Origin of the sequence: Caulobacter sp. 17J65-9, from assembly GCF_010975005.1 — a bacterium.
Taxonomy (GTDB): Bacteria; Pseudomonadota; Alphaproteobacteria; order Caulobacterales; family Caulobacteraceae; genus 17J80-11.
Genome location: NZ_JAAIVC010000018.1, coordinates 1 through 22,573 on the forward strand (window position 1 = coordinate 1; position 22,573 = coordinate 22,573).

General features: G+C 70.2%; 22 protein-coding genes. 14 read left to right on the forward strand and 8 right to left on the reverse strand.

From position 1 onward, the window contains the following. Nucleotides 1-165: 165 nt before the first annotated feature. Complete coding sequence (gene phaR / locus G3573_RS05215) at nucleotides 166-777, reverse strand: polyhydroxyalkanoate synthesis repressor PhaR (protein ID WP_240454525.1); 612 nt, start codon at nucleotides 775-777, stop codon at nucleotides 166-168. A 52-nt stretch (nucleotides 778-829) separates the two neighbouring features. Next, complete coding sequence (locus G3573_RS05220; RefSeq protein ID WP_163259803.1) at nucleotides 830-1,531, reverse strand: hemolysin III family protein; 702 nt, start codon at nucleotides 1,529-1,531, stop codon at nucleotides 830-832. A 213-nt stretch (nucleotides 1,532-1,744) separates the two neighbouring features. On the opposite strand from G3573_RS05220, the gene G3573_RS05225 reads away from it, so the two are divergent. From G3573_RS05225 to G3573_RS05235, 3 genes are all read left to right on the forward strand, one after another. Continuing rightward, on the forward strand, nucleotides 1,745-2,920 hold the full coding sequence (locus G3573_RS05225; protein WP_163259805.1) for an acetyl-CoA C-acetyltransferase: 1,176 nt from the start codon (nucleotides 1,745-1,747) through the stop codon (nucleotides 2,918-2,920). 102 nt (nucleotides 2,921-3,022) lie between these two features. After that, nucleotides 3,023-3,748, forward strand: coding sequence for a beta-ketoacyl-ACP reductase (locus G3573_RS05230; protein ID WP_163259807.1), 726 nt, complete (start codon nucleotides 3,023-3,025; stop codon nucleotides 3,746-3,748). Between the two features lie 118 nt (nucleotides 3,749-3,866). After that, nucleotides 3,867-4,574, forward strand: coding sequence for a DUF4908 domain-containing protein (locus G3573_RS05235; protein WP_240454526.1), 708 nt, complete (start codon nucleotides 3,867-3,869; stop codon nucleotides 4,572-4,574). Between the two features lie 125 nt (nucleotides 4,575-4,699). Here G3573_RS05235 and gloB read toward each other — a convergent pair whose 3' ends face one another. After that, complete coding sequence (gene gloB, locus G3573_RS05240) at nucleotides 4,700-5,428, reverse strand: hydroxyacylglutathione hydrolase (protein WP_163259811.1); 729 nt, start codon at nucleotides 5,426-5,428, stop codon at nucleotides 4,700-4,702. A gap of 69 nt (nucleotides 5,429-5,497) precedes the next feature. On the opposite strand from gloB, the gene G3573_RS05245 reads away from it, so the two are divergent. Genes G3573_RS05245 through G3573_RS05255 form a run of 3 tightly spaced genes read left to right on the forward strand, consistent with a single transcriptional unit; the run spans nucleotide 5,498 to nucleotide 7,900 of the window. Continuing rightward, on the forward strand, nucleotides 5,498-6,271 hold the full coding sequence (locus G3573_RS05245; RefSeq protein WP_163259813.1) for a methyltransferase domain-containing protein: 774 nt from the start codon (nucleotides 5,498-5,500) through the stop codon (nucleotides 6,269-6,271). 58 nt (nucleotides 6,272-6,329) lie between these two features. Further along, complete coding sequence (locus G3573_RS05250; RefSeq protein ID WP_163259815.1) at nucleotides 6,330-6,842, forward strand: histidine phosphatase family protein; 513 nt, start codon at nucleotides 6,330-6,332, stop codon at nucleotides 6,840-6,842. Continuing rightward, complete coding sequence (locus G3573_RS05255) at nucleotides 6,839-7,900, forward strand: quinone-dependent dihydroorotate dehydrogenase (protein ID WP_163259817.1); 1,062 nt, start codon at nucleotides 6,839-6,841, stop codon at nucleotides 7,898-7,900. The genes G3573_RS05250 and G3573_RS05255 overlap by 4 nt, the downstream gene beginning before the upstream one ends. A 13-nt stretch (nucleotides 7,901-7,913) precedes the next feature. Here G3573_RS05255 and G3573_RS05260 read toward each other — a convergent pair whose 3' ends face one another. Further along, nucleotides 7,914-9,005 carry an alpha/beta hydrolase gene (locus tag G3573_RS05260; protein WP_163259819.1) on the reverse strand — a complete coding sequence of 364 codons (1,092 nt, stop codon included), beginning with the start codon at nucleotides 9,003-9,005 and terminating at the stop codon, nucleotides 7,914-7,916. A gap of 73 nt (nucleotides 9,006-9,078) precedes the next feature. Further along, the gene (locus G3573_RS05265) at nucleotides 9,079-10,548 is read right to left on the reverse strand and encodes a M20 family peptidase (RefSeq protein ID WP_163259821.1); all 1,470 of its coding nucleotides are present in this window, start codon (nucleotides 10,546-10,548) and stop codon (nucleotides 9,079-9,081) included. Nucleotides 10,549-10,631: 83 nt separating this feature from the next. Between G3573_RS05265 and G3573_RS05270 the strand changes: the two genes are divergently transcribed. Both G3573_RS05270 and G3573_RS05275 read left to right on the forward strand, forming a co-directional pair. Next, nucleotides 10,632-11,732, forward strand: a complete 1,101-nt coding sequence (locus G3573_RS05270; protein WP_240454527.1) for a serine hydrolase domain-containing protein — start codon at nucleotides 10,632-10,634, stop codon at nucleotides 11,730-11,732. Nucleotides 11,733-11,945: 213 nt separating this feature from the next. Continuing rightward, nucleotides 11,946-12,149, forward strand: coding sequence for a cold-shock protein (locus G3573_RS05275; protein WP_163259825.1), 204 nt, complete (start codon nucleotides 11,946-11,948; stop codon nucleotides 12,147-12,149). Nucleotides 12,150-12,186: 37 nt separating this feature from the next. Here the strand turns inward: G3573_RS05275 and G3573_RS05280 are convergent, their stop codons facing one another. After that, nucleotides 12,187-13,101, reverse strand: coding sequence for a DMT family transporter (locus tag G3573_RS05280; RefSeq protein ID WP_163259826.1), 915 nt, complete (start codon nucleotides 13,099-13,101; stop codon nucleotides 12,187-12,189). 126 nt (nucleotides 13,102-13,227) lie between these two features. Then, nucleotides 13,228-14,091: a tRNA glutamyl-Q(34) synthetase GluQRS gene (gluQRS, locus tag G3573_RS05285; RefSeq protein WP_163259828.1), complete on the reverse strand. Its 864-nt coding sequence runs from the start codon at nucleotides 14,089-14,091 to the stop codon at nucleotides 13,228-13,230. 23 nt (nucleotides 14,092-14,114) lie between these two features. Between gluQRS and G3573_RS05290 the strand changes: the two genes are divergently transcribed. Together G3573_RS05290 and G3573_RS05295 are read left to right on the forward strand one after the other, a co-directional pair. Next, the gene (locus G3573_RS05290) at nucleotides 14,115-14,759 is read left to right on the forward strand and encodes a DNA-3-methyladenine glycosylase 2 family protein (protein ID WP_163259830.1); all 645 of its coding nucleotides are present in this window, start codon (nucleotides 14,115-14,117) and stop codon (nucleotides 14,757-14,759) included. Nucleotides 14,760-15,034: 275 nt separating this feature from the next. Next, nucleotides 15,035-15,595 (forward strand): HNH endonuclease, encoded by a 561-nt coding sequence (locus G3573_RS05295; RefSeq protein WP_163259832.1) that lies wholly within the window; start codon nucleotides 15,035-15,037, stop codon nucleotides 15,593-15,595. An 86-nt stretch (nucleotides 15,596-15,681) separates the two neighbouring features. Here G3573_RS05295 and G3573_RS05300 read toward each other — a convergent pair whose 3' ends face one another. Further along, nucleotides 15,682-15,846: a hypothetical protein gene (locus G3573_RS05300; protein ID WP_163259834.1), complete on the reverse strand. Its 165-nt coding sequence runs from the start codon at nucleotides 15,844-15,846 to the stop codon at nucleotides 15,682-15,684. Between the two features lie 255 nt (nucleotides 15,847-16,101). On the opposite strand from G3573_RS05300, the gene G3573_RS05305 reads away from it, so the two are divergent. Genes G3573_RS05305 through G3573_RS05320 form a run of 4 tightly spaced genes read left to right on the forward strand, consistent with a single transcriptional unit; the run spans nucleotide 16,102 to nucleotide 22,573 of the window. After that, nucleotides 16,102-17,163: an efflux RND transporter periplasmic adaptor subunit gene (locus G3573_RS05305; RefSeq protein ID WP_163259836.1), complete on the forward strand. Its 1,062-nt coding sequence runs from the start codon at nucleotides 16,102-16,104 to the stop codon at nucleotides 17,161-17,163. Then, entirely contained in the window at nucleotides 17,160-19,928 is a 2,769-nt protein-coding gene (gene rbbA, locus G3573_RS05310; protein ID WP_163259838.1) for a ribosome-associated ATPase/putative transporter RbbA, read from the forward strand. Before G3573_RS05305 ends, rbbA begins: the two co-directional genes overlap by 4 nt. A 3-nt stretch (nucleotides 19,929-19,931) precedes the next feature. Then, the gene (locus G3573_RS05315) at nucleotides 19,932-21,059 is read left to right on the forward strand and encodes an ABC transporter permease (protein WP_163259840.1); all 1,128 of its coding nucleotides are present in this window, start codon (nucleotides 19,932-19,934) and stop codon (nucleotides 21,057-21,059) included. A gap of 11 nt (nucleotides 21,060-21,070) precedes the next feature. Then, a complete protein-coding gene (locus G3573_RS05320; protein WP_163259841.1) occupies nucleotides 21,071-22,573 on the forward strand; it encodes an efflux transporter outer membrane subunit in 1,503 nt (500 codons plus the stop codon).

Genomic DNA, 22,573 nt, shown 5'->3' on the forward strand with positions numbered 1-22,573 from the left:
CGCCGCCGCCGGGCGCCGGTTCGGGCGCGTGCACCCGCACCGGTCCGGCCGGCACCGGCAGGCCGCCGGTCTCGGTCGCCCGCTCGACCGGCTCGACGTCCCGATCTGCGACGTGGCGGGCGGCGCGGGCGCGCCGCGCGCGCCGGATCGGATCGATCGGGTCGGTCATCGGCCGGAGGCGAGCTTCTCGATCTGGCGGCGCATCTCGTCGAGCTGGCGCTTCATCTCGTCGAGGTCTTCGGTCCGGCGCTCCGGCGCGGGGGCGGGCTTGGCCTCCGGCTCGGCCTTCTTGTCCGGATAGGCGAAGGGCGTGAACATCTTCATCGCCCGGTCGAACATGGCCAGGTTCTGGCGCACCTGGTCGTCGAAGAACTGCATGCCGGGCGCGGCGCCGAACGCCTTGGAGAACTGGCCCCGGAACTGCTCCTGCTGGCGCGTGAAGGCGTCCAGCGACATTTCCAGATAGGTCGGGACCAGCGACTGCATGCTGTCGCCGTAGAAGCGGATCAGCTGGCGCAGGAATTCGATCGGCAGCAGGCTCTGACCGTCGCGGCTCTCTTCCTCGAAGATGATCTGGGTCAGCACCGAGCGGGTGATGTCCTCGTTGGTCTTGGCGTCGTAGACCACGAAGTCGACGCCCTCGCGCACCATTTCGGCCAGATGATCCAGGGTCACGTAGGAACTGGAAGCCGTGTTGTAGAGCCGGCGGTTCGCGTACTTCTTGATGACGACGCGTTCGCCCGATGGACGGGCGTCGGCGGCCTTGGTGTCGGACAAGCTGCGATCCCCCGTTGCGCTGCGTTGCGGCATTATCCCCGAAGGATCGAGGCTACGCCAGCACGACGCCGGTGGCCACCGCCGCGAAATGCAGCGCCGCCGCCGTCACCACGAAGCCGTGCCAGATCGCGCGACGGAAGGGCAGGGCGGGGCTGAGGAAGAACAGCACGCCCAGGGTGTAGAGCGCGCCGCCGCCGGCCAGGAGCATCAAGGCCCGCACCGGCACGTGAGCCAGGGTCGGATAGAGCGCCGCGCCGGCCAGCCAGCCGAAGCCCAGGTAGAGCGCGCACCAGACCTTGTCCGGCACGCCCGGGGCCAGCAGCTTGGCGGTCACGCCGCCCAGCGCCACCGCCCAGACGGCCGCGACCATGCCGGCCTCCCAGCCGCCGTCGAACCGCACCATGGTGAAGGGCGTGTAGGAGCCGGCGATCATCAGGAAGATGGCCGCCTCATCCAGCCGGCGCAGAAGCCGGCGCGCCGGCGACGGCCGGGTCAGGTTGTAGAGCGCCGAGAAGGCCAGCATGGCGATGAGACAGACGGCGTAGACGGCGGTGGCGATCACCAGGCCGATGTCGCCGCGCACCAGCGACAGCCCGAACAGAACCAGCCCGCCGACTGCTGCGGCCGCGAGCCCGATTCCGTGTACCCAGCCGTCGGCCAGCTTTTCAGCCCGATTTGCGTAATGCTCGACCAGCTCGCTGGCGTCGGCGGCCAGCAGGCGGGCGAAGTTCGGAACGGAAATCCTGAGCGCCATGGGGGAAATAAAGCGTCAGCAGGAGGCCTGTTCCCGCGCGACGACGCATTACGACGTACAGGGAACAATTCCGGAGTTGGTGCGGGATCGGGGCCACAGTGGACCCGTGGGTGTCGTCGAAAGTTGAGTGACGAACGCTTCGCGTTGCGGCATTTTTCGCACCTGCGAAGGCGTCCGGTTCGCGACGCCGCGAATAAATCGAGGAACGTTCCCATGGTCGACGTCGTCATCGCTTCCGCCGCCCGCACGCCGGTGGGCTCGTTCCTGGGGTCGCTGTCGAGCCTGTCGGGCAGCGCGCTGGGCGCCGTCGCCATTCGCGCTGCGCTGCAGCGCGCCGGGGTCGACGCCAAGGAGGTCGACGAGGTGATCCTGGGCCAGGTGCTGCAGGCCGGCGCCGGCCAGGGGCCGGCCCGCCAGGCGGCGATCGCGGCCGGGATCCCGGTGGAGAGCCCGGCCTGGAGCCTCAACCAGCTGTGCGGCTCGGGCCTGCGCTCCGTGGCGCTGGGCCTGCAGCAGATCGCGGCGGGCGACGCCAAGGTGGTGGTCGCCGGCGGCCAGGAATCGATGAGCCAGGCGCCCCACGCCCAGCAGCTGCGCGGCGGCCAGAAGATGGGCGACCTGCAACTGGTCGACACCATGATCCGCGACGGCCTGTGGGACGCCTTCCACGGCTACCACATGGGCCAGACGGCCGAGAACATCGCCGCCCGCTGGCAGATCACCCGCGAGGACCAGGACCGCTTCGCCGTCGCCTCCCAGAACAAGGCCGAAGCCGCCCGCGCGGCCGGCAAGTTCAAGGACGAGATCGCGCCCGTGACGGTGAAAGGCCGCAAGGGCGACGTCGTGGTCGAGCAGGACGAGTACATCCGCGAGGGCGCGACCTTCGAGGCCATGCAGAGCCTGAAGCCGGCCTTCAACAAGGAGGGCTCGGTCACCGCGGCCAACGCCTCGGGCCTGAACGACGGGGCCGCCGCCCTGGTGCTGATGACCGCCGACGAAGCCGCCCGCCGCGGCATCAAGCCGCTGGCCCGCATCGCCTCGTGGGCCAACGCCGGCGTGGCGCCTGAGATCATGGGCACCGGCCCGATCCCGGCCTCGCGCAAGGCGCTGGAAAAGGCCGGCTGGTCGCTGGGCGACCTCGACCTGATCGAATCGAACGAGGCCTTCGCGGCCCAGTCGCTTTGCGTGGTTCGCGAGCTGGGTCTCGACCCCGCCAAGGTGAATGTGAACGGCGGCGCGATCGCCATCGGCCACCCCATCGGCGCCTCCGGCGCGCGCATCCTGACGACGCTACTGTTTGAAATGCAACGTTCCGGCGCGGCGAAGGGTTTGGCCACCCTCTGCGTCGGCGGGGGCATGGGCGTCGCCATGTGTGTCGAGCGGGTTTGACGCCTCCGTCCACGCCACTAAAGATGCAGCCGGTCGCGTGAAGGTCGCCAAAGACCGAAACCGTAAGAGTTCGGCGACGGGACGGAATCTGAAGGGGACGGCATGCAACGCGTGGCGATGGTCACCGGCGGTACGCGCGGGATCGGTCGGGCTATTTGTGAACGACTGAAGGCGGACGGCTTCAAGGTGGCCGCGGGCTACTCCGGTAACGAGGAGGCGGCCCAGGCCTGCGCTCGCGATCTGGGCGTGATGGTGGTGAAGGGCAATGTGGGCCAGTTCGACGACTGCGCCCGCGCCGTCGCGTCGGTCGAGGCCGAGCTCGGCCCGGTCGACGTGCTGGTCAACAACGCCGGCATCACGCGCGACGGCTTCTTCCACAAGATGACCCCGCAGCAGTGGTACGAGGTCATCCGCGTCAATATGGACAGCGTGTTCAATATGACGCGCCAGGTGATCGAGGGCATGCGCGAGCGCGGCTACGGCCGCATCGTCAACATCTCCTCGATCAACGGCCAGAAGGGTCAGGTCGGCCAGACCAACTATTCGGCCGCCAAGGCCGGCATGATCGGCTTCACCAAGGCCCTGGCGCTCGAGAACGCCAAGAAGGGCATCACGGTCAACTGCATCGCGCCGGGCTATATCGACACCGAAATGGTGGCTTCCGTGCCACAGAACGTGCTCGATCAGATCGTCGGCCAGATCCCGGTCGGGCGCCTCGGCCGCGGCGACGAGATCGCCGACATGGTCTCGTTCCTCGCTGGAGAACGGGCCGGCTACGTCACGGGTGCGACGTTGTCGCTCAACGGCGGCCAGTACATGGTCGGCTGAGCTGAAACCGCTCGCCCAAAATCCGCCCCGGTCGCAGTACATCTGCCGAGACATGTCTCTTCGCGTTCGGGTCCAGCCGGCGGTGTCGGCCTTGCTCCTCGCCGCCGCATGCGCGTGCATGGCTACGCCGTGCGCGGCGGGGCCCGACACCCTGCGCGAAGCGCTGTTCGGGTCGAAGTCGGAGGACGGACGCGAGCACCGGCATGATCCGGAGGTGGCCCGCTACACGGCGGAGACCGGGGCGACCTTCATTCTCGACCGCAGCCAGCGGCGCGCCCTGCTGAAGTTCGACCGGTCCGGCGAGATCTGGGCCCTGCAGGCCGCGCCGGCTCCGCGCGGCGACACCATCTTCAAGAACGACATCGGTCAGCCGGTGCTGCGCGCCACGCGGCTGGGCGGCCTGACCCTGTTCACCCGCGACGCGCCGACCGGCGTGGCGGTGGCCGTGGCCGGCGAGGCGCCGGCCTTCGTGGTGCCGGCCATGACGCCCCAGGCCCTGGTCCAGCACCTGGCGCGCGCCAGCGGGCGGGCCAGCAAGGCGGCCAAGCGACTGGTGCCGTTCCGCGCCTCCGACGTCCCCGCCGGGGCCGAGTTCGTGGTCGCCGACGCGGCCAACCTGGCGGCCGAGGCCATCACCCGCCTGGCCGCCTCCAACAGCGGGCGGCGCCTGGTCGACGAGATCAAGGGCGTGCGCATCACCGTCGGCCGCCGTCCCGACGTGCGCCTCGACGACGGCCTGCTGCGAATCGTGGTCGCGCCCAAGGACGGCGTGGCGGGGCGCCCGTCGTCCCTGCGGATCGTCCACGCGGTCGCCTCGGCCGGCTAGAGCGCGATAGCCGAAAGTGGCCGCCGGTTTCGGCGGTGATCGCGCTCTAAACCTATGAATTCAGAGCCTTCTGATCCGTTTCGAATTCATTCGAAACGGGAAGGCTCTGAGGCCGGCCTTTCACCTCACCCCTTGAACGTATCCTTCGCGGCCCGCCGCTCGGCGAAGTCGTGCGCGTCGCGCGCCCGCAGGAACGGGTTGGTCGCCTTCTCCTGGCCCACCGTGGTCGGCACGGTCGGCTCGCCGCGTTCGCGCGCGGCGAACACCGCTTCCGCGCGTTCGCGCACCGCCGGCGCGTCGTCGACGGCCAGGGCGAAGCGGGCGTTGGCGGCGGTGTATTCGTGCGCGCAATAGAGGCGAACGTCGTCGGCCAGGCCGGCCAGCCGGCCCAGGCTGTCCCACATCTGCTCCGCCGTTCCCTCGAACAGCCGCCCGCAGCCCATGGCGAAGACGGTGTCGCCGACGAAGGCGACCGAATCCGCGGGGCTGAAATAGACGATGTGACCGAGCGTATGACCGGGCGTCGCCAGCACCTCCAGCCGGGTCTCGCCCAGCATGACGGTGTCGCCGTCGCCGACCCGGCGATCCAGCGGAGCGATGCGGGTCACCTCTTCAGGGCCGACGATCTCGCAGCCGGTGGCTTCCTTCAGCCGCGCGTTGCCGCCGGCGTGGTCGGGGTGCCAGTGGGTGTTGAGGATCAGCTCCAGCCGGCCCCAGCCGCTGGCGTCCAGCTCGCGCAGGATGGCGTCCGCGTCGGGCGTGTCGACGCACGCGACCTTTCCGCTGGCGCGGTCGCGGATCAGGAAGCCGTAATTGTCCTGCAGGCAGGGAAATTGCCGGATCTCGAGCGGCATGGACGCAAACCCTCCTTCGGCCGGAGCCCGGCCTGCCTTATATGTGCAAGTGAGCGCGAGGGATAAGTCATGCGTCGCGACGTGCTGGACCTGCGCGAATTCTACGCCCAGCCCCTGGGCGGGGTCGTGCGCGACGCGATCGGGCGCAAGCTCGCCGAGGCCTGGGGCCCGGCTTCCGGCCTGGACGTGCTGGGCCTGGGCTACGCCACGCCCTTCCTCGACCGCTTCCCCGCCGCCCGTCGCACCGTCGCCGCCATGCCCGCCGCGCAGGGCGTCGAGAGCTGGCCCGCACAAGGCCGCAATCGCGCCGCCCTGGTGGACGAAGCCGCGCTGCCGTTCGCCAACGCCCTGTTCGACCGCGTGCTGATCGTCCACGGCCTGGAGGAGACCGACGAGCCCGCTGCCCTGCTGGGCGAGGTGGGCCGGGTGATGGCCCCCTCGGGGCGGATGATCGTGGCCGCCGCCGCGCGCGGCGGGCTGTGGTCGCGGGCCGAACGCACCCCCTTCGGAGCCGGCCGTCCCTTCACCCGCCGTCAGCTGGAAGAGCTGGTGCGCGAGGCCGACCTGGAGCCGGTGGCCTGGAACCAGGCGCTGTACGTGCCGCCGTTCCGCCTGTTCACCGGCTGGGCCGAGGGCTTCGAACAGGTCGGCTCCAAGGTCTGGCCGGGTGTGGCCGGGGTGATCCTGCTGGAGGTGGTGAAGCGGACCTTCGCGGTGAAGCCCAAGCGCGCCCGCGCCCGCCTGGTCGCGCCGATCCCCGGCGTGCTGGCGCCTGCGCCCACCCCCGTGCCGGCCGGCATGACCCGCCGCAAGCGCCTGGATCGCGGGCCGCATCAGGCCTAGGGCGCGACCTGCTTCGAAGGTTTCCATTCGCGGCGGGAAGGCTCTAGTTTCCGGCCGCATGGACCGCCTTATTCTCTTTCGACACGCCAAGGCTGAGCGCGCGGCGCCCAGCGGCGACGACCACGACCGTTCGCTCACCGAGAGGGGGCGTGAGGACGCCCGCCTGATGGGCCAGGTGCTGGCCGACGCCGGCGTGAAGCCCGACCTCGCCCTGGTGTCCGACGCCCAGCGCACCCGCCAGACCTGGACCGAAGCCGCGCGGGCCTTCGACGGCGTGGCCCTGCGCCTGGAGGGTCGCCTCTACAACGCCGGCACGCAGGCCCTGCGCGCCGCCATCGAGGAGGTCGAGGACCAGGCCGGGACGGTGGTCCTGGTTGGCCACAACCCCGGCATCCATTCCCTGGCGGTCGAACTGCTGGTCGAAGGCGCCGCCGCGCCGTCGACGATCGAGAAGCTGCGCTCGAAATTCCCGACCGCCACGGCGGCGGTGTTCACGGTCGACGCCGCCGGACGGACCGCCTACGACGGCCTCTACCTGGCCAAGGACCACGGCGGGGGAGGCGAGGAATGAGCGCCGACCTGCACGGACTGGCCACCGGCCTGCTGCGCCGCTTCGACCCTGAGGAAGCCCACAAGCTGGCGGTCGCCGGCCTGAAAATGGGCCTCGGTCCCCGCCAGGACGGGCCGGACGATCCGGTCCTGGCGGTCGAGGTCGCGGGGCTGCGCCTGCCCAACTGCGTCGGTCTGGCGGCCGGCTTCGACAAGAACGCCGAGGTTTCGGACGCCATGCTGGCCGCGGGCTTCGGCTTCGTGGAGTGCGGCACGGTCACGCCGCTGGCCCAGGCCGGCAATCCCAGGCCGCGCCTGTTCCGCCTGACCGAGGACCGGGCGGTGATCAACCGCATGGGCTTCAACAACGAGGGCCTGGAGCCGTTCGCCCGTCGTCTGGCGCGGCGCGAGCGCGTGCGCGGCGTGGTCGGGGCCAACATCGGCGCCAACAAGGACTCCGAGGACCGCATCGGCGACTACGTCACGGGCCTGACCCGGCTGTGGGGCCTGTCGGACTACTTCACCGCCAACATCTCCTCGCCGAACACGCCGGGCCTGCGCTCGCTGCAGACCCGCGCCGCCCTGGACGAGCTGTTGGGCCGCCTGGCCGAGGCGCGCACCGCCCTGGCGGCGGACGGGACGGACTATCCGCTGTTCCTGAAGGTCGCGCCGGACCTGGTCGACGCGGAGGTCGGCGACATCGTCGAGGCCTGCGTCGCGCACGGCCTGGACGGGATCATCGTCTCCAACACCACGATCGCCCGGCCCGAGACCCTGCGCTCGGCCCAGAAGGGCGAGGCCGGCGGCCTGTCCGGCGCGCCGCTGTTCGAGGCCTCGACCCGGATCCTGCGCCTGTTCCACCAGGCGCACGGCGGCCGGCTGGTCCTGATCGGCGCCGGCGGCATCGCTTCGGGCGCCGACGCCTACGCCAAGCTGCGCGCCGGCGCCTCCGCCGTGCAGTTGTATTCGGCCCTGGTCTACGAAGGCCCGGGGCTGGTGCAGGCGATCAAGCGTGACCTGACCCTGCGCCTGCGCGCGGACGGCTTCACCACCCTGCCCGAGGCGGTCGGCGCGGCCTGACGCTTACGCCCGCTCAGATCACCAGGCTCATGGAGTCCTGGTGGTCGGGCAGGGCGGCGGCGCGCACGAGGCGGCCTTCGAGGCCTTCGCGCAGGAAGCCGGCGATCTCGGTGCAGGCCACCTCGGCGCACGGCACCAGGCCGGCGAACTCCGGGAAGGCGTGGGGCAGGCCGTCGTAGCAGCGGTAGATCACCGGCACGCCCTTGGACTTCAGCTTGCGGGCGTAGGACTCGCCCTGGTCGGCCAGCGGGTCGAAACCGGCCGTGACGATCAGGGCCGGGGCGAAGCCGGCGACGTCGGCGCGCAGGGGCGACAGGCGCGGGTCGTTCGGGTCGGCGTCGGCGCTAAGATACCAGCCCAGCACCCACTTCAGCGCCTGCGCCGACAGCGGCCAGGCGTCGGCGTAGGTCTGCATCGACTGGCTCTCGTCGGCGATGTCGACCAGCGGGCAGATCAGCAGTTGCAGCACCGGCTGGGGCTGCCGCTCGGCCTTCAGCGCCGCGCAGATGCCGGCGGCGAAGCCGGCGCCGATCGACTGGCCGCCGACCGCGGCGACGCCCGGCGGGCCGCCCAGACGCTCGGCGTTCTCCAGCGCCCAGGCGTAGGCCGCGAAGGCGTCGTCGAACCCGGCAGGGAAGCGGTGCTCCGGGGCCAGGCGGTAGGCGGGGGCCAGCACCAGGCACTGGCCGTACTCGGCCAGCCGGGCGCAAAGGGCGTGGCTGGTTTCCAGGTCGCCGACCACGCCGGCGCCGTCATGGAAGAACACCAGCACCGGTGCGGCCGGATCCAGCGTCGAAGGGCGGTAGAGCCGCGCCGTCAGGGTGGAGGCCGGGCCGTCGATCATCACCGTGTCGACCCGCACCATGCTCGGCGCGCGCGGGGCGGCGGTCTCGACCATCTCGGCCCAGGTCGTGCGCGCCTCTTCCGGGGTCACCGAGGCGATGCCGCGCGGCTTGCGCCAGGCCTTCCACAGGAACTGGAAACGGGGATCCAGCGTGCGGCCGCCACGCCAGATCACCCCGCCGCCCGACAGGGCGCGCAACACCGGCGGCGGCAGGGACAGGACGGACTTGAGATACAGACGCTGAATCGCCGGGTCGGCCATGGGCTACTCCGCGCGCCGTCCCCCAGGCACGGCGCAAATGGAGGACACCCTATTCGTTTCCTGGCGGCAAGCGTCAGCCAGCCGTCGTGGCGATGACACGGGTGTAGAACTCCGCGGCCCGATCCAGGTTCTCGACCGACACGCGTTCGTTAGTGCCGTGGAAGCGGGAGAGCTCCTCGAACGGCACGAGGAAGGGCGCGAAGCGATAGACCCGCTCGGCCACCGGCCCGAACCAGCGGGAGTCGGTGGCGCCGATGACGATGCCGGGCACGGTCGGCGCGCCGGTGGCTTCGGTGGCCAGGGCCGCCAGGGTCGACCAGGTCGCGTCCGAGGAGGACGACACTGGCGAGGCCTCGACCGGCGTGCCTTCCCAGCTCAGCTCGACCGGCAGGCCGCGCACCGCCCGGCGCGCGCGGACCATGACGTCCTCGGCCTTGTCGCGCGGGTGCAGGCGGTAGTTGATCAGGGCGCTGGCGCGCTGAGGCAGCACGTTCTCCTTCGGCGCGCCCTCCAGCATGGTCGGCGCGACGGTGGTGTGCAGCATGGCCGCCAGCTCCGGCGTTTCGCCCATCTTCCGGGCCAGCAGCGGCCCGAACAGCCAGTCGTTGGCCACCAGCATGCGCATCGGCCAGCCGCCGCCGTCGGCCATGCCGCGCACCGTCTGCGCGCCCGGGCCTTCGAACTTGAGCGGGAAGGGATCCCCCGCGATCCTGTCGACCGCGCGGGCCAGAGTGACGACCGCGGTCTCCTTCGGCGGCGCGGACGAGTGGCCGCCTTCGGCGCTCGCCGTCACCCGCAAGGTGGCGTAGCCCTTCTCGGCCGTGGACATGACCGCCACCGGCTCGCCGGTCAGGGCGTTCGAGGTCACGGCCACGCCGCCCTCGTCGAGCACGAACTCGGGGCGGATCTTGCGGTCGGCGAACCATTTGGCGGCGGTGGCGGCCCCGGTGCCCAGCGTCTCTTCGTTATGGCCGAACACGAAGTAGACCGTGCGCCGGGGCTTGAAGCCGCGCCCGGCCAGGGCGTCGGCGGCCTCCATCAGCGCGACCAGCGAACCCTTGTCGTCGAAGGCGCCGCGGCCCCAGACGTAGCCCTCGGCGATCTCGCCGGAAAACGGCGGGCGCACCCAGTCCTTCTCGGTCCCGGGCGTGACCGGCACCACGTCCTGGTGGGCCATCAGCACGATCGGCGGCAGCTTCGGATCCGAGCCCGGCCAGGCGTAGATCAGGGTGCGGCCGTCGACGACCTCGCGGGTCATGGCCGCGTGGGCGGCGGGATAGGTCGCCTGCATCCAGGCGTGCAGCCTGTCCCACTCTTCCCAGCGGTTGGCGGCGACGTCCTGGTTGGAGACGGTCTGGAAGCGGATGGCTTCGCCCAGGTGCGCGGCGGCGCGGGCGGCGTCGACCGGGGTGGCGGCGGCCAGGGCGGCGGGCTTTTCGGCGCCGGCCTCAGGCTTCCAGGTCATGGTGCGCACGGCCACGACGGCGGCCAGCGTCAGCAGGCTCGCGCCCGCAATGAGCGCGACGTTGCGAACGACCTTCATGACCGTGATTTAACCCCGACTTTGCTGGTGAACGCCCCCCGTCGAGCTTAAGCTCGGCGCTAGCAATGACCAGAGGGCTTCGCATGGACCGTCGCGCCTTTGTCGCCGCAGCGCTCGGCGCCGGCTTTCTGCCCGCCGTGGCGCGTGCGCAGGAGGCGGACGCCTCTGCGGACGAGCTGATCGCGCCGATCCTGGCCGAGACCGGCGCGCCGGCCCTGGCCGGGGCGGTGGTGACCCGCGACGGCTTCGCGTGGCTGGGCGCAGGCGGCGTGCGCCGGGCCGGCGGCACCGACAAGGTCACGGTCGAGGACCAGTGGCACCTCGGCTCCAACACCAAGGCCATGACCGCGGCGCTCTACGCGCGGCTGGTGGAGCAGGGCCGGGCCAGGTGGGGCGCGGGGACGGGCGAGCTGTTTCCCAAGCTGAAGACCGATCCGGCCTGGAGCGGGACGACCATCCAGCAGTTCATGGCCCATCGCGCGGGCCTCAGCGACAAGGGCCTGATCGACAGCGCCTGGCTGATCGCCGCCCAGACCGATCCGCGCCCGCTGCCGGACCAGCGCCGCGCCTTCGTGGCCAAGGCGCTGGGCGCCAAGCCGGGGCTCGCGTCGGGAACCTACGAATACGCCAACGCCGACTACGTGCTGGCCGGGGCGGCGATCGAACGCGCCTCCGGCCTCGACTGGGAGAGCGCGATCCGCGCCGAGCTGTTCTCGCCGCTGGGCATCGAAGGGGCCGGTTTCGGCGCCCCCGACGGCGACCAGCCGTGGGGCCACCTGAACGGCGTGGCGGTCGATCCCATGCAGCTGGGCGCCGACAACCCCGCCGCCATGGGCCCGGCCGGCACGGTGCACATGTCGCTGCAGGACTACGCCAGGTTCCTGCGGGTGTTCCTGACCGACGGGGGCGAGCTGCTGCAGCCGTCGTCGGTGGCGACCCTGACCACGCCCTGGGGCGGCCAGCCCAACGCCTATGCGCTGGGCTGGGGGACGCTGGAGCGTCGCCAGTGGGCGAACGGGCCGGTGCTGACCCACAGCGGTTCGAACAATCGCTGGATGGCGGTGGCCATGGTCGCGCCGGCGCGCGGCCTCGCCTTCGTGACGGTGTCCAACGACCGCGCGAAGGGTGAAAAGGCGACGCAGGCATTGCTTCTGAAATTGATCGACCGCTTCGCCCGGGCCTGAGGTCCAGCGTGGTTGCCGGGCCATAAACCTCTAATTCTGTTGACCGAAGGCCGGTCGGCGGGCAGAGATTTAGAGCGATCCGAGATCTAGGCTGCCCACGACGTTGGTGCACGGGCGAAAGCTCGTCTCCTGAACTGACTGCTTCCGGAACGGATTGAGACTGGGTCGGGCTCGCCTGACCCTCCTGGAAACGGCTCGTTTAGGAGAGCTTCGATGGCTAACGGCACGGTGAAGTGGTTCAACGCCACCAAGGGTTACGGCTTCATTCAGCCGGAAGACGGCGGCGCTGACGTGTTCGTGCACGTCACGGCGGTCCAGCGCGCGGGCCTGCAGGGTCTCGATGAAGGCCAGCGTCTGGCCTATGAGCTGCAGAACGAGCGCGGCAAGACCGCTGCGGTGAACCTGCAGCCGCTCTGATTTCCGGATCAGAACGAAATCCGCGGGCGCGGAAGCTTCAGGCTTCCGCGCCCGTTTTCGTTTGAGCCGCCGCCCGGGCACTGGAGCGCGCGCTCGACCATTGGGCCAGCACCACGCCCGACAGGGCCAACAGGCCGCCCAGCGCCTGCATCGGCACGATCCGTTCGGCGAAGATGATCCAGCCCAGGATGGCCGCCACCACGGGCTGGACGAACACCACCACCGAGGCCGTCGCGGCCGGCAGCCGGCCCAGCGCCCAGGCGATGGCGCCCTGGCCGGTGACGTGCACCACGGCCAGCCCCACACACGCGGCCCAGCCGGCGAGACCCAGCGGGGTCACCTGCTCGCCCATCGCCAGGCTGACGATCAGCAGCACCGGCGTGCCGGCCAGGGTCGACCAGAACATCACCCGCGAGGCCGAGGCGCTCATCCGCGCGGCGCGCACCACCAGGAAGTAGGCCCCGTACCAGGCGGCGGTGATGATCGAGAGCAGGTTGCCGAGCGCCGGGTTGGTCCCCTGTCCGCCGGCGCCCTTGGCGGCGGCCATCATCCAGGCGCCGATAAGCGCCAGGCCGAGCGCGACCACGAACAGCCGCGCCGGCTTTTCCTTGAACATCAGCCAGGCCGCGACGGTGACCACGACCGGCATCAGGTTGGTCAGGACCGTGGCGTTGGTCACCGAGGTCAGGGTCACACCGTAGTGCCAGCAGGCGAGGTCGCCGGCGAACAGCACCCCGGCCAGGAGGCACAGCTTCCATGGCGTGCCGCCGCCCTCCGGTTCGCGCTTCGAGAAGGTCATGATCGCCAGCAGCGGCACGGCCAGGAACAGCCGCCAGAAGCCCGCGGCCGCGGGGCCGGTTTCCGTCAGGCGGACCAGGATCGGGGCGAAACCGATGGCGGCGGCGCCGAGGACGAGGGCGAGGACGGCGGCGCCGCGTTCAGACTTTACCATGGCGGCCCTTGTGAGCCGAAACGCAGCGCGGCGAAAGCCCGTGGTCCGGCCCCAACAGGTGGTTCCCGGCTGTTGGGGTGGGTCGGACCACAAGCTTATGAATTTGTGGATCGGCGAGCCGATCCACTAGTCGAAGCCGAGTTCGGCCTTGAGCTCGCGCGGCGAGACGCCGCGGGCGCGCAGCTCCTGCAGGGTCTCGGCCCGGTCGCGCTTGGCGAAGCGCCGCCCTTGCGCGTCGGTCAGCAATCGGTGGTGCCGATAGCGCGGCGTGGGCAGGTCCAGCAGGGCCTGCAGCAGGCGCTGGATGTGGGTGGCTTCGAACAGGTCCTGGCCGCGCACCACATGGCTGACCTCCTGCAGGGCGTCGTCGAACACGGCGGCCAGGTGGTAGGCGACCCCGACGTCCTTGCGGGCCAGCACCACGTCGCCGGCGGTCTCCGGCCGGGCCTGGATCACCCCGGTCTCGCCCAGCGGCCCTTCGCCCGTTTCGACGAAGGTCAGGGCGTCCCAGCCGCCGATCGCCTCGCGCGCGCGGTCCAGCGACAGCCGCCAGGCGTAAGCACGCCCTTCGGCCAGCAGGGCGGTCTCGTCAGCAGGCGACAGCGGCTGACCGCGATAGATCGCGCCCTCGGGGCCTTCGCCGGGGCCGTGCGGCGCGCGGGCGATCTCGTCCAGGATCTCGCGGCGGGTCTTGAAGCAGCGATAGACCAGGCCGCGCGCGATCAGGCGGTCCAGCGCCCCGCGATACGCGTCGAAGTGGGCCGACTGCCGCCGCACTGGCTCCTCCCACTCCAGTCCCAGCCAGGCCAGGTCCTCGTAGAGCCCCTGCTCGTACTCCGGCCGGCAGCGGGTCAGGTCGATGTCCTCGACCCGCAGCAGAAACCGCCCGCCTTCCGCGCGCGCGGCCGCCTGCGCCGACAGGGCGGAAAAGGCGTGGCCCTTGTGCAGAAACCCGGTGGGGGAGGGCGCGAAACGGGTGACGAAGCTCATGGCCTCTGATTACACCCGGTTTCATGATCGTCGCCCCCTCCGCCGAGGACCTTTTCGCCGCCCGCGCCGCCCTGGTCGCGCTGGACCCGGCCCTGGCGCACGCGCACGCGGTCACGCCGGCCTTCGAGTGGCGCACGCGCGAGGGCGGTTTCGCGGGCCTGATGCGCATGCTGGTCGAGCAGCAGGTCTCCACCGCCTCGGCCGCGGCGATCTGGCGGCGGGTGGAGGCGGGGCTGGGCGAGATCGCGCCGGCGCCGGTGCTGGCCCGCGAGATCGAGGACCTGCGCGCGCTGGGCCTGTCCCTGCCGAAGGCCCGCTACGCCCACGCCATCGCCGAGGCCTGCGCGACGGGCGCGCTCGACTTCGCCGGCCTGCGTGATCTGCCAGACGCCGAGGCGATCGCGCGGCTGACGGCGGTGAAGGGGATCGGTCGCTGGACGGCCGAGATCTACCTGATGTTCTGCGAGGGGCGCGCCGACATCTTCCCGGGCGGCGACATCGCCCTGCAGGAGGCCATGCGCTGGGCCGACCGGGCCGAAAGGCGCCCGTCCGAGCGGGAGGCCGCGGCTCGAGCCGAGCTCTGGCGTCCGCACCGTTCGGTGGCCGCGCACCTGCTGTGGCGCTGGTACGGCGGCGTCAAACGCGGCGAACTCTCTAGAGCGCGATAGCCGAAAGTGGACGCCGGTTTCGGCGGCCATCGCGCTCCAACTAAGAGTTTCGAGCCTTCTTGCCCGCTTCGGATGATTCCATCCGAAGCGGGAAGGCTCGAGCGGGCAAGTCGTGTCGCCGCTGTCATAGGACCGTCGTCCAGAATCGCGTATACGGGGAACTGTCGGGTGACTTTGAAGTCTACCCGGGCGTTCTAGCGAGGAAGGAGGCGTGTCTTCAGTCCGGTCGCATTGAACTCACCCAGGCGGCGTCCATCGCCGTGGAGGGCCCACCGATGCAGGTTCTGAGGAACCCTCCGTCGGGCTGGCCGGCCCTCGTCCTGAACGCCGATTATCGGCCGCTGTCCTATTACCCCCTGTCGCTGTGGCCGTGGCAGGAGGTGGTGAAGGCGGTCTTCCAGGATCGCGTCGACGTCGTCTCCACCTACGACAAGGTGGTCCGCTCGCCCTCGACCGAGTTCCTGTTGCCGAGCGTGGTCTCGCTCAAGGCCTATGTCGACCAGGACCGGTCGCCGGCCTTCACCCGCTTCAACCTGTTCCTGCGCGACTCCTTCGCCTGCCAGTACTGCGGCTCGGGCGCGGAGCTGACCTTCGACCACGTCATGCCGCGCTCGCGGGGCGGGCGCACGACCTGGGAGAACATCGTCGCCGCATGCGCGCCCTGCAACCTGCGCAAGGGCGGGCGCACGCCGCGCGAGGCCGACATGCACCCCGCCTCGCGGCCGCACCGGCCCAGCATGTTCGAACTGCAGGACCTGGGCCGGCGCTTCCCGCCGCACTACCTGCACGAAAGCTGGCTGGACTACCTGTACTGGGACATCGAGCTGGAGCCGTAGGGCCGGCGCGCATCTTTCGGGCGAAATGCGCAAAGGCCGTTCTTGCGGGTTTCACCCGACCTGCGGGCCGGGGTGGCGCGAACGCCTCAGTCCCGGACCGTGTAGTCCACGCTCATGTCGCAGGCGCGCAGCACGGTGGCGATCCGGGCGGCCTTCTCGACCGCCTTGGCCTTGTCGTCGCAGAGAGTGACCGGGCGACCGTTCACGTTGATCCGCCACCCCACGGGGGCCCTGACGACGTCGACCCGCACCGTCCTACTCCGCAACAAACGCTTACGAACATTATGGAAACGCTCCGGCGTGGCTTTGGTTTCAGAAAACGTGACGCTCTTAGGTGTTTTCGCTGAGGGCGAATTCAGGAACGTGCAGGTAGAAACGTAAGTTCTTTCCAGCCCGGTTCTTCGGTTTGAAGAATGCGTCGGGAGCTTGCGCGACGCCTGGCTTCACCACGACTTGGGTGAGGCGTCGCGGGAGGTCTCGACGGCCGGCGTTCGGAAGGCGTCGACATGTCGAAGAAGACCATCCTGATCCTCGTGGCCATTGTCGCCGTCGTCGGCGCGGTCGTCGCCTGGCTGGTCCTGCGCAAGCCCGGCCTGCCGGACGGGATCGCCGGCGGCAACGGCAGGCTCGAGGCCACCCAGGTCTTCATCGCCACCAAGTATCCCGGACGGATCAAGGAGGTGCTGGTCAACGAGGGCGACACGGTCGAGCCCGGCCAGGTGGTCGCGCGCATGGACACCGAGGCGCTGGAGGCGCAGCTGCGGGAAGCCGAGGCCCAGATCGTCGAGGCCCAGGAGGGCCGCAACGTCGCCCTGGCCAACATCGACGTGAAGAGCGCCGACTACAGCTACGCCCAGAAGCAGTACGACCGCTCGCGGGGACTGGTCCCGCGCGGCGCGGTCAGCGAGCAGGAAGCCGAGATCGACAACGCCCACATGCTGGCCAGCAAGGCCGAGCTTGTCGGGGCGAAGACGCAGGCGACGCAGGCAGGGGCCTCGATCGATGCGGCCAAGGCGACCGCCGACCGGCTTCGGGCCGAGATCAAGGACGCCGTGCTGATCGCCCCCCTCCGTGGGCGGATCCAGAGCCGCCTGGCCGAGCCCGGCGAGGTGCTGGGGCAGGGCGGACGCGTGCTGTCGATGCTCGATCTGAGCGACGTCTACATGTACGTCTTCCTGCCCGAGCAGGTGACCGGCAAGGTCGCGGTCGGCACCGAAGCGCGCATCGTGCTCGACGCCGCGCCGCAGTATCCGATCCCGGCGACGGTGTCCTTCGTCTCGCCCTCGGCCCAGTTCACCCCCAAGACGGTGGAGACGCAGGAGGAGCGGCACGCCCTGACCTTCCGCGTGAAGCTGCAGATCGACCGGGCGCGGTTGGCCCGGTACGAGCCGCTGATCAAGGCCGGCATCCCGGGCATGGGCTACGTGCGCTACGACCCGAGCGTCCAGTGGCCCGCGAAGATGCAGCCCAACCCCAATCCGCCCAAGAACCTCTTCGGCGCCCAGGGGGCGGGCTCCCAAGGGACGGCTGCTCAGGGGACGGGCGTCCCGGGGGCGGGTGAAAAGTGACGGAGCCCGGCGACGATCCGTGGGTCGCGCGCATCAACGGCGTCTCCCACCGATACGGCAAGGCCGTCGCCCTGGACGGCGTCACTCTGGACATCCCGGCCCGCAAGATGATCGGCATGATCGGGCCGGACGGGGTCGGCAAGTCGACCCTGCTGGGCATCCTCGCCGGCGTGCGTCGCATTCAGACGGGCGACGTCACGGTGCTCGGCGGGAACATCGACGACGCCAAGTTCCGCAACAGCGTCGCCTCGCGCATCGCCTACCTGCCGCAGGGGCTGGGCAAGAACCTCTATCCGACCCTGTCGATCACCGAGAACGCCGACTTCTTCGGCCGGCTGTTCGGCCAGTCGGCCGAGGAGCGGGCCTGGCGGATCGACGACCTGTTCCGCTCGACCGACCTGACCCAGTTCCGCAACCGCCCGGCCGGCAAGCTGTCGGGCGGCATGAAGCAGAAGCTGGGGCTGTGCTGCTCGCTGATCCACGACCCCGACCTGCTGATCCTCGACGAGCCGACCACCGGGGTCGACCCGCTGGCGCGGCGCCAGTTCTGGGACCTGATCGACCGCATTCGCGAGCGCCGCCCCGAGATGAGCGTGGTGGTCGCCACCGCCTACATGGACGAGGCCGAGCGGTTCGAGTGGCTGGTGGCGATGAACGCCGGCAAGGTGCTCGACACCGGCACGCCGCAGGAGATGCGCGAGAAGAACGGGGTCGACACCCTGGAGAAGGCCTTCATCCGGATGCTGCCGGAGGAGGCGCGCGCGGGCCACCGCGAACCGGTGATCACCCCGTTCAAGCCGACCGAGGGGCCGCCGGCCATCGAGTCCCACGGCCTGACCCAGAGGTTCGGCGACTTCACCGCCGTCGACCACGTGAACTTCCGCATCGAGCGGGGCGAGATCTTTGGATTCCTCGGCTCCAACGGCTGCGGCAAGACCACGACCATGAAGATGCTGACCGGCCTGCTGCCTCCCACCGAGGGCGAGGCCCTGCTGTTCGGCGAGCCGGTGAAGGGCGGCGACGTCGAGGCGCGCCGCCGCGTCGGCTTCATGTCCCAGGCCTTCTCGCTCTACACCGAGCTGACCGTCCGCCAGAACCTGATGCTGCACGCCCGCCTGTTCGACCTGCCCGAGGATCAGGGCAAGGCGCGGGTCGACGAGTTGATCAAGGACTTCGGCCTCGTCGAAGAAGCCGACACCCTGGCCGAAGCGCTGCCGCTGGGCATCCGCCAGCGCCTGTCCCTGGCCGTCGCCGTGCTGCACGAGCCGGAGGTGCTGATCCTCGACGAGCCGACCTCCGGCGTCGACCCGGTGGCCCGCGACGGGTTCTGGGAGCTCCTGATCCGGCTGTCGCGCGAGAAAGGCGTGACCATCTTCCTGTCCACGCACTTCATGAACGAGGCCGAGCGCTGCGACCGCATGTCGATGATGCACGCGGGCAAGGTGCTGGCCCAGGGGCCGCCAGCGGAGCTGGTCAAGGAGCGCGGGGCGAAGAACCTGGAGGACGCCTTCATCGGCTATCTCGAGGAGGCCGCCGCCACCCAGGCGCCGCGCTCGGGCACCACCTCGGACGAGCCGGTGATCCCGCCGCCGCCGCCCGAGATGATCGAGGCCCAGGCCGCCGGCCACGAGGCGCCCAGCCGCTTCAGTCTGGGCCGCATCTGGGCCTTCGCCCGGCGCGAGATGATCGAACTGCGTCACGACCGGGTGCGCCTGCTGTTCGCCGTGCTCGGGCCGATCCTGCTGATGATCGTGTTCGGCTACGGCATCTCGCTGGACGTCAACCACCTGACCTATGCGGTGCTGGACTACGACCAGTCCACGGCCAGCCGGGACTACGCCGACAACTTCCGAGGTTCGGCCTACTACGACGAGCGGGCGCCGATCACGAGTTACGAGGAGCTGGACCGGCGGCTGCGCGACGGCGAACTGCGCTTCGCCATCGAGATCCCGCCCGGGTTCGAAAACGACCTGTTGCGGGGGCGGCAGCCCACCATCGGGGCCTATTTCGACGCCGCCATCCCGTTCCGGGCGGAGACCGCGCGCGACTACGTGACGGCGACGCACGACCGCTACCTGACAGGCCTGCGCGACGAGATGGGGCTGCCGAGCGCCGCCACGCCCGTAAACATCGACAACCGGGCGCTCTACAACCAGGCCTTCCTGAGCGTCTACGCCATGGTGCCGGGCGACCTGATGCTCTTGCTCATGCTGATCCCCAGCATGCTGACCGCGCTCAGCGTGGTGCGCGAGAAGGAGCTGGGCTCCATCGCCAACTTCTACGCGGCGCCGGCCACCAAGGCGGAGTTCCTGCTCGGCAAACAGCTGCCCTACGTCGCCGTCGCCCTGATCCAGTTCGCGGCCCTGACCCTGCTGGCGGTGTTCCTGTTCCAGGTGCCGATCAAGGGCAGCCTCTTGACCCTGATCCTGGGCGGGGTGCTGTTCGTGCTGGCCTCGACCGGCTTCGGCCTCCTGATCTCGGTGTTCGCCGCGACCCAGACGGCTGCGATCTTCGCCGCCGCCATCATCACCATCCTGCCGGCCGTGCAGTTCTCCGGCATGTTCGTGCCGGTGTCGTCGCTGACCGGCGGGGCGGCCGTCGCCGGCAAGATCTTCCCGTCGACCTACTTCCAGTCGATCAGCGTCGGCACCTTCACCAAGGCCCTGGGCATGGACGCGCTGTGGCCGCACGTCGTCGCCCTGGCGGTGATCGCGCTGGTCTACTTCACCATCTCGGTGGCCCTGCTGAAGAAGCAGGAGGCGTGAGGGATGCAGAACCTCAAGCACATATTCCACCTGGGCGTGAAGGAGCTGATCAGCCTCTCGCGCGACCCGGTGCTGCTGTTCCTGATCCTCTACAGCTTCACCTTCTCGGTCTACACGCCGTCCAAGAGCGCGGTGATGGACGTGGTCAACGCCTCGGTGGCGGTGGTCGACGAGGACGTCTCTGAAGCCTCCCGCGCGGTCCGCGAAGCCCTGCTGCCGCCGCAGTTCCGGCCGGCCAAGGAAATCCCGTTCAGCGACATCAACCGCGACATGGACGCCGGCACGTACACCTTCGTGGTCGACATCCCGCCGGACTTCCAGGCCGACCTGGAGAGGGACGCCAAGCCCACCGTGCAGATCGTCACCGACGCGACGGCGATGAGCCAGGCCGGGCGCGGGCCGGGCTACATCAGCCAGATCATCACCAGGACGGTGGAGCCGTTCTGGTCCGGGGCCGGCAAGGCGCAGGACAAGCCGCTGGTCGCGCTCGAAACCCGGGCGCGCTTCAACCCGAACATGGAGCAGGGCTGGTTCGTCGCGGTGAACCAGGTGATCAACAACATCTCGGTGCTGGCCATCTTCCTGACCGGGGCGGCGGTGCTGCGCGAGCGCGAGCACGGCAACATCGAGCACCTGCTGGTGATGCCGCTGCGCCCCTACGAGCTGATGTTCGCCAAGATCTGGGCCAACGGCCTGGTGGTGGTCTTCGCCGCGATGGCGTCGCTGTTCCTGGTCGTGCGCGGCCTGCTGGGCGTGCCCATCGCCGGATCGACCCTGCTGTTTCTGCTGGGCCTGTGCGTCTACCTGTTCTCGGTCACGGCGCTGGGGATCATGCTGGCCACGCTGGTGCGCTCCATGCCCCAGTTCGGCCTGCTGGCCTTCCCGGTGTTCATCGTCATGAGCCTGCTGTCGGGCGGCCAGACGCCGCTCGAGAGCATGCCGGTGCTGCTGCAGAAGATCATGCAGTTCGTGCCCTCCACCCACTTCGTGAGCTTCTCGCAGGCGGTGCTCTTCCGCGACGCGACGCCGGCGATGGTCTGGCCGTCGCTGGCGAAGATGTTCGCGATCGGCTGCGTCTACACGGTCGTCACGCTCTCCCGGTTCCGGAAGATGCTGGCGGCCGTCCAGTGAAAGGGACGGCGATGAAGGCTCGACCCTCGCTCCGCCTGCGCACGACGATGCGGCTGGCCGCGTCCGCCGCGGTGCTGCTGGCGGCCCTGGCCTCGGCCGGCTGCCGCACGGTGGGGCCCGATTACAAGCGGCCCGACGCGACCTATCCGGAGCGCTTCCGCGACGAGTTCGGCCCGACCACGGCCGGTTCCATCGCCGACCAGGCCTGGTGGCGGGTGTTCGACGACCCGGCGCTGCAGGCCCTGATCAGCGAGGCCCTGACCAACAACTACGACCTGCAGATCGCCGCCGCCCGCGTCCAGCAGGCCCAGGCCCTGATGGGCGTGGTCAAGTCGCAGGGCGGGCCGCAGCTCGACTACCAGGCCTTCGCGGGGACCCAGCAGACCCTGACGCCCGAGCCCAACAGCATCGGCACCGCGCGGTTCACCGCTCTGGGCGGCCTGTTGCAGGCGTCCTGGGAGATCGACCTGTGGGGCCGCATCCGGCGCGAGACCGAAGCCGCCCAGGCCAACCTCTACGCCGAGCAGTACGTCAGCCGCGGCGTGGTGCTGACCCTGATCAGCGAGGTGGCCGCCGGCTACTTCCGGCTGCTGACCCTGGATCGCGAGCTGGCGATCGCGAAGGAGAGCCAGAAGGTCTACGGCCGCACGCTGGATCTGTTCACCCTGCGCTTCAACGCCGGGAAGGACAGCAAACTGCCGGTCGAGCGCGCCTCCTCGGGCTACGAGGCCAGCCAGGCCGACGTCGAGGACCTGACGCGCGCCATCGCCCAGCAGGAGAACGCGCTCAGCATCCTGCTCGGCGTGCCGCCGCGGGCGATCGCGCGCGGCCGGCCGCTGGACCAGCAGGTGGCGCCCGCCGCGCCGCCGGGGACGACCTCCGAGGTGCTGCAACGCCGGCCCGACATCCTGCGCGCCGAGCAGCAGATGATCCAGGCCAACGCCCAGATCGGGGTGGCGGTGGCGAACTACTTCCCCCGGGTGGGCCTGTCGGCCCTGTTGGGCGGCGACATCGTCCATTTCGAGGGGAACACCGAGAGCTTCGGGATCTGGAACCTGGCCCTGCAGGCGTCGGGGCCGATCTTCAACAGCGGGCGGCTGGACTCGCAGTACAACCTGCGCCGCGCCTTCTGGGACCAGTCGGTCGCCGAGTACCGCAAGACCGTGCTGGGCGCCTTCCAGGAGACCTCCGACGCGCTCATCGCCCAGCAGACCCTGGCGCGCCAGCGGGCGGCCCTCGAACGGCAGGTCGTGTCCCTGCGCGAGTCGCTGGACCTGGCCCTGCTGCGCTACGACGGCGGACGGGCCAGCTATTTCGAGGTGCTGGAGGCCGAGCAGCAGCTGTTCCCTAGTGAAGACGCCCTGGCCCGCACCAAGCGCGACCAGCTGCTGGCGGTCGTCAATCTCTACAAGGCGCTGGGCGGCGGCTGGCAGACTGCGGCGCCCGCGGCCGGGATCAACGGGCCGGCCCTTCCGGTTTCGACGGCGACCAGTCCGTCGACGGGGAGCGAGTGA

Excerpts from the sequence above, each read along its gene's own strand:
- G3573_RS05220 (WP_163259803.1), bottom strand. The coding sequence starts at position 1,531 with ATGGCGCTCAGGATTTCCGTTCCGAACTTCGCCCGCCTGCTGGCCGCC.
- G3573_RS05225 (WP_163259805.1), top strand. The coding sequence starts at position 1,745 with ATGGTCGACGTCGTCATCGCTTCCGCCGCCCGCACGCCGGTGGGCTCG.
- G3573_RS05230 (WP_163259807.1), top strand. The coding sequence starts at position 3,023 with ATGCAACGCGTGGCGATGGTCACCGGCGGTACGCGCGGGATCGGTCGG.
- G3573_RS05235 (WP_240454526.1), top strand. The coding sequence starts at position 3,867 with ATGGCTACGCCGTGCGCGGCGGGGCCCGACACCCTGCGCGAAGCGCTG.
- gloB (WP_163259811.1), bottom strand. The coding sequence starts at position 5,428 with ATGCCGCTCGAGATCCGGCAATTTCCCTGCCTGCAGGACAATTACGGC.
- G3573_RS05245 (WP_163259813.1), top strand. The coding sequence starts at position 5,498 with ATGCGTCGCGACGTGCTGGACCTGCGCGAATTCTACGCCCAGCCCCTG.
- G3573_RS05250 (WP_163259815.1), top strand. The coding sequence starts at position 6,330 with ATGGACCGCCTTATTCTCTTTCGACACGCCAAGGCTGAGCGCGCGGCG.
- G3573_RS05255 (WP_163259817.1), top strand. The coding sequence starts at position 6,839 with ATGAGCGCCGACCTGCACGGACTGGCCACCGGCCTGCTGCGCCGCTTC.
- G3573_RS05260 (WP_163259819.1), bottom strand. The coding sequence starts at position 9,005 with ATGGCCGACCCGGCGATTCAGCGTCTGTATCTCAAGTCCGTCCTGTCC.
- G3573_RS05265 (WP_163259821.1), bottom strand. The coding sequence starts at position 10,548 with ATGAAGGTCGTTCGCAACGTCGCGCTCATTGCGGGCGCGAGCCTGCTG.
- G3573_RS05270 (WP_240454527.1), top strand. The coding sequence starts at position 10,632 with ATGGACCGTCGCGCCTTTGTCGCCGCAGCGCTCGGCGCCGGCTTTCTG.
- G3573_RS05275 (WP_163259825.1), top strand. The coding sequence starts at position 11,946 with ATGGCTAACGGCACGGTGAAGTGGTTCAACGCCACCAAGGGTTACGGC.
- G3573_RS05280 (WP_163259826.1), bottom strand. The coding sequence starts at position 13,101 with ATGGTAAAGTCTGAACGCGGCGCCGCCGTCCTCGCCCTCGTCCTCGGC.
- gluQRS (WP_163259828.1), bottom strand. The coding sequence starts at position 14,091 with ATGAGCTTCGTCACCCGTTTCGCGCCCTCCCCCACCGGGTTTCTGCAC.
- G3573_RS05290 (WP_163259830.1), top strand. The coding sequence starts at position 14,115 with ATGATCGTCGCCCCCTCCGCCGAGGACCTTTTCGCCGCCCGCGCCGCC.
- G3573_RS05295 (WP_163259832.1), top strand. The coding sequence starts at position 15,035 with ATGCAGGTTCTGAGGAACCCTCCGTCGGGCTGGCCGGCCCTCGTCCTG.
- G3573_RS05305 (WP_163259836.1), top strand. The coding sequence starts at position 16,102 with ATGTCGAAGAAGACCATCCTGATCCTCGTGGCCATTGTCGCCGTCGTC.
- G3573_RS05315 (WP_163259840.1), top strand. The coding sequence starts at position 19,932 with ATGCAGAACCTCAAGCACATATTCCACCTGGGCGTGAAGGAGCTGATC.
- G3573_RS05320 (WP_163259841.1), top strand. The coding sequence starts at position 21,071 with ATGAAGGCTCGACCCTCGCTCCGCCTGCGCACGACGATGCGGCTGGCC.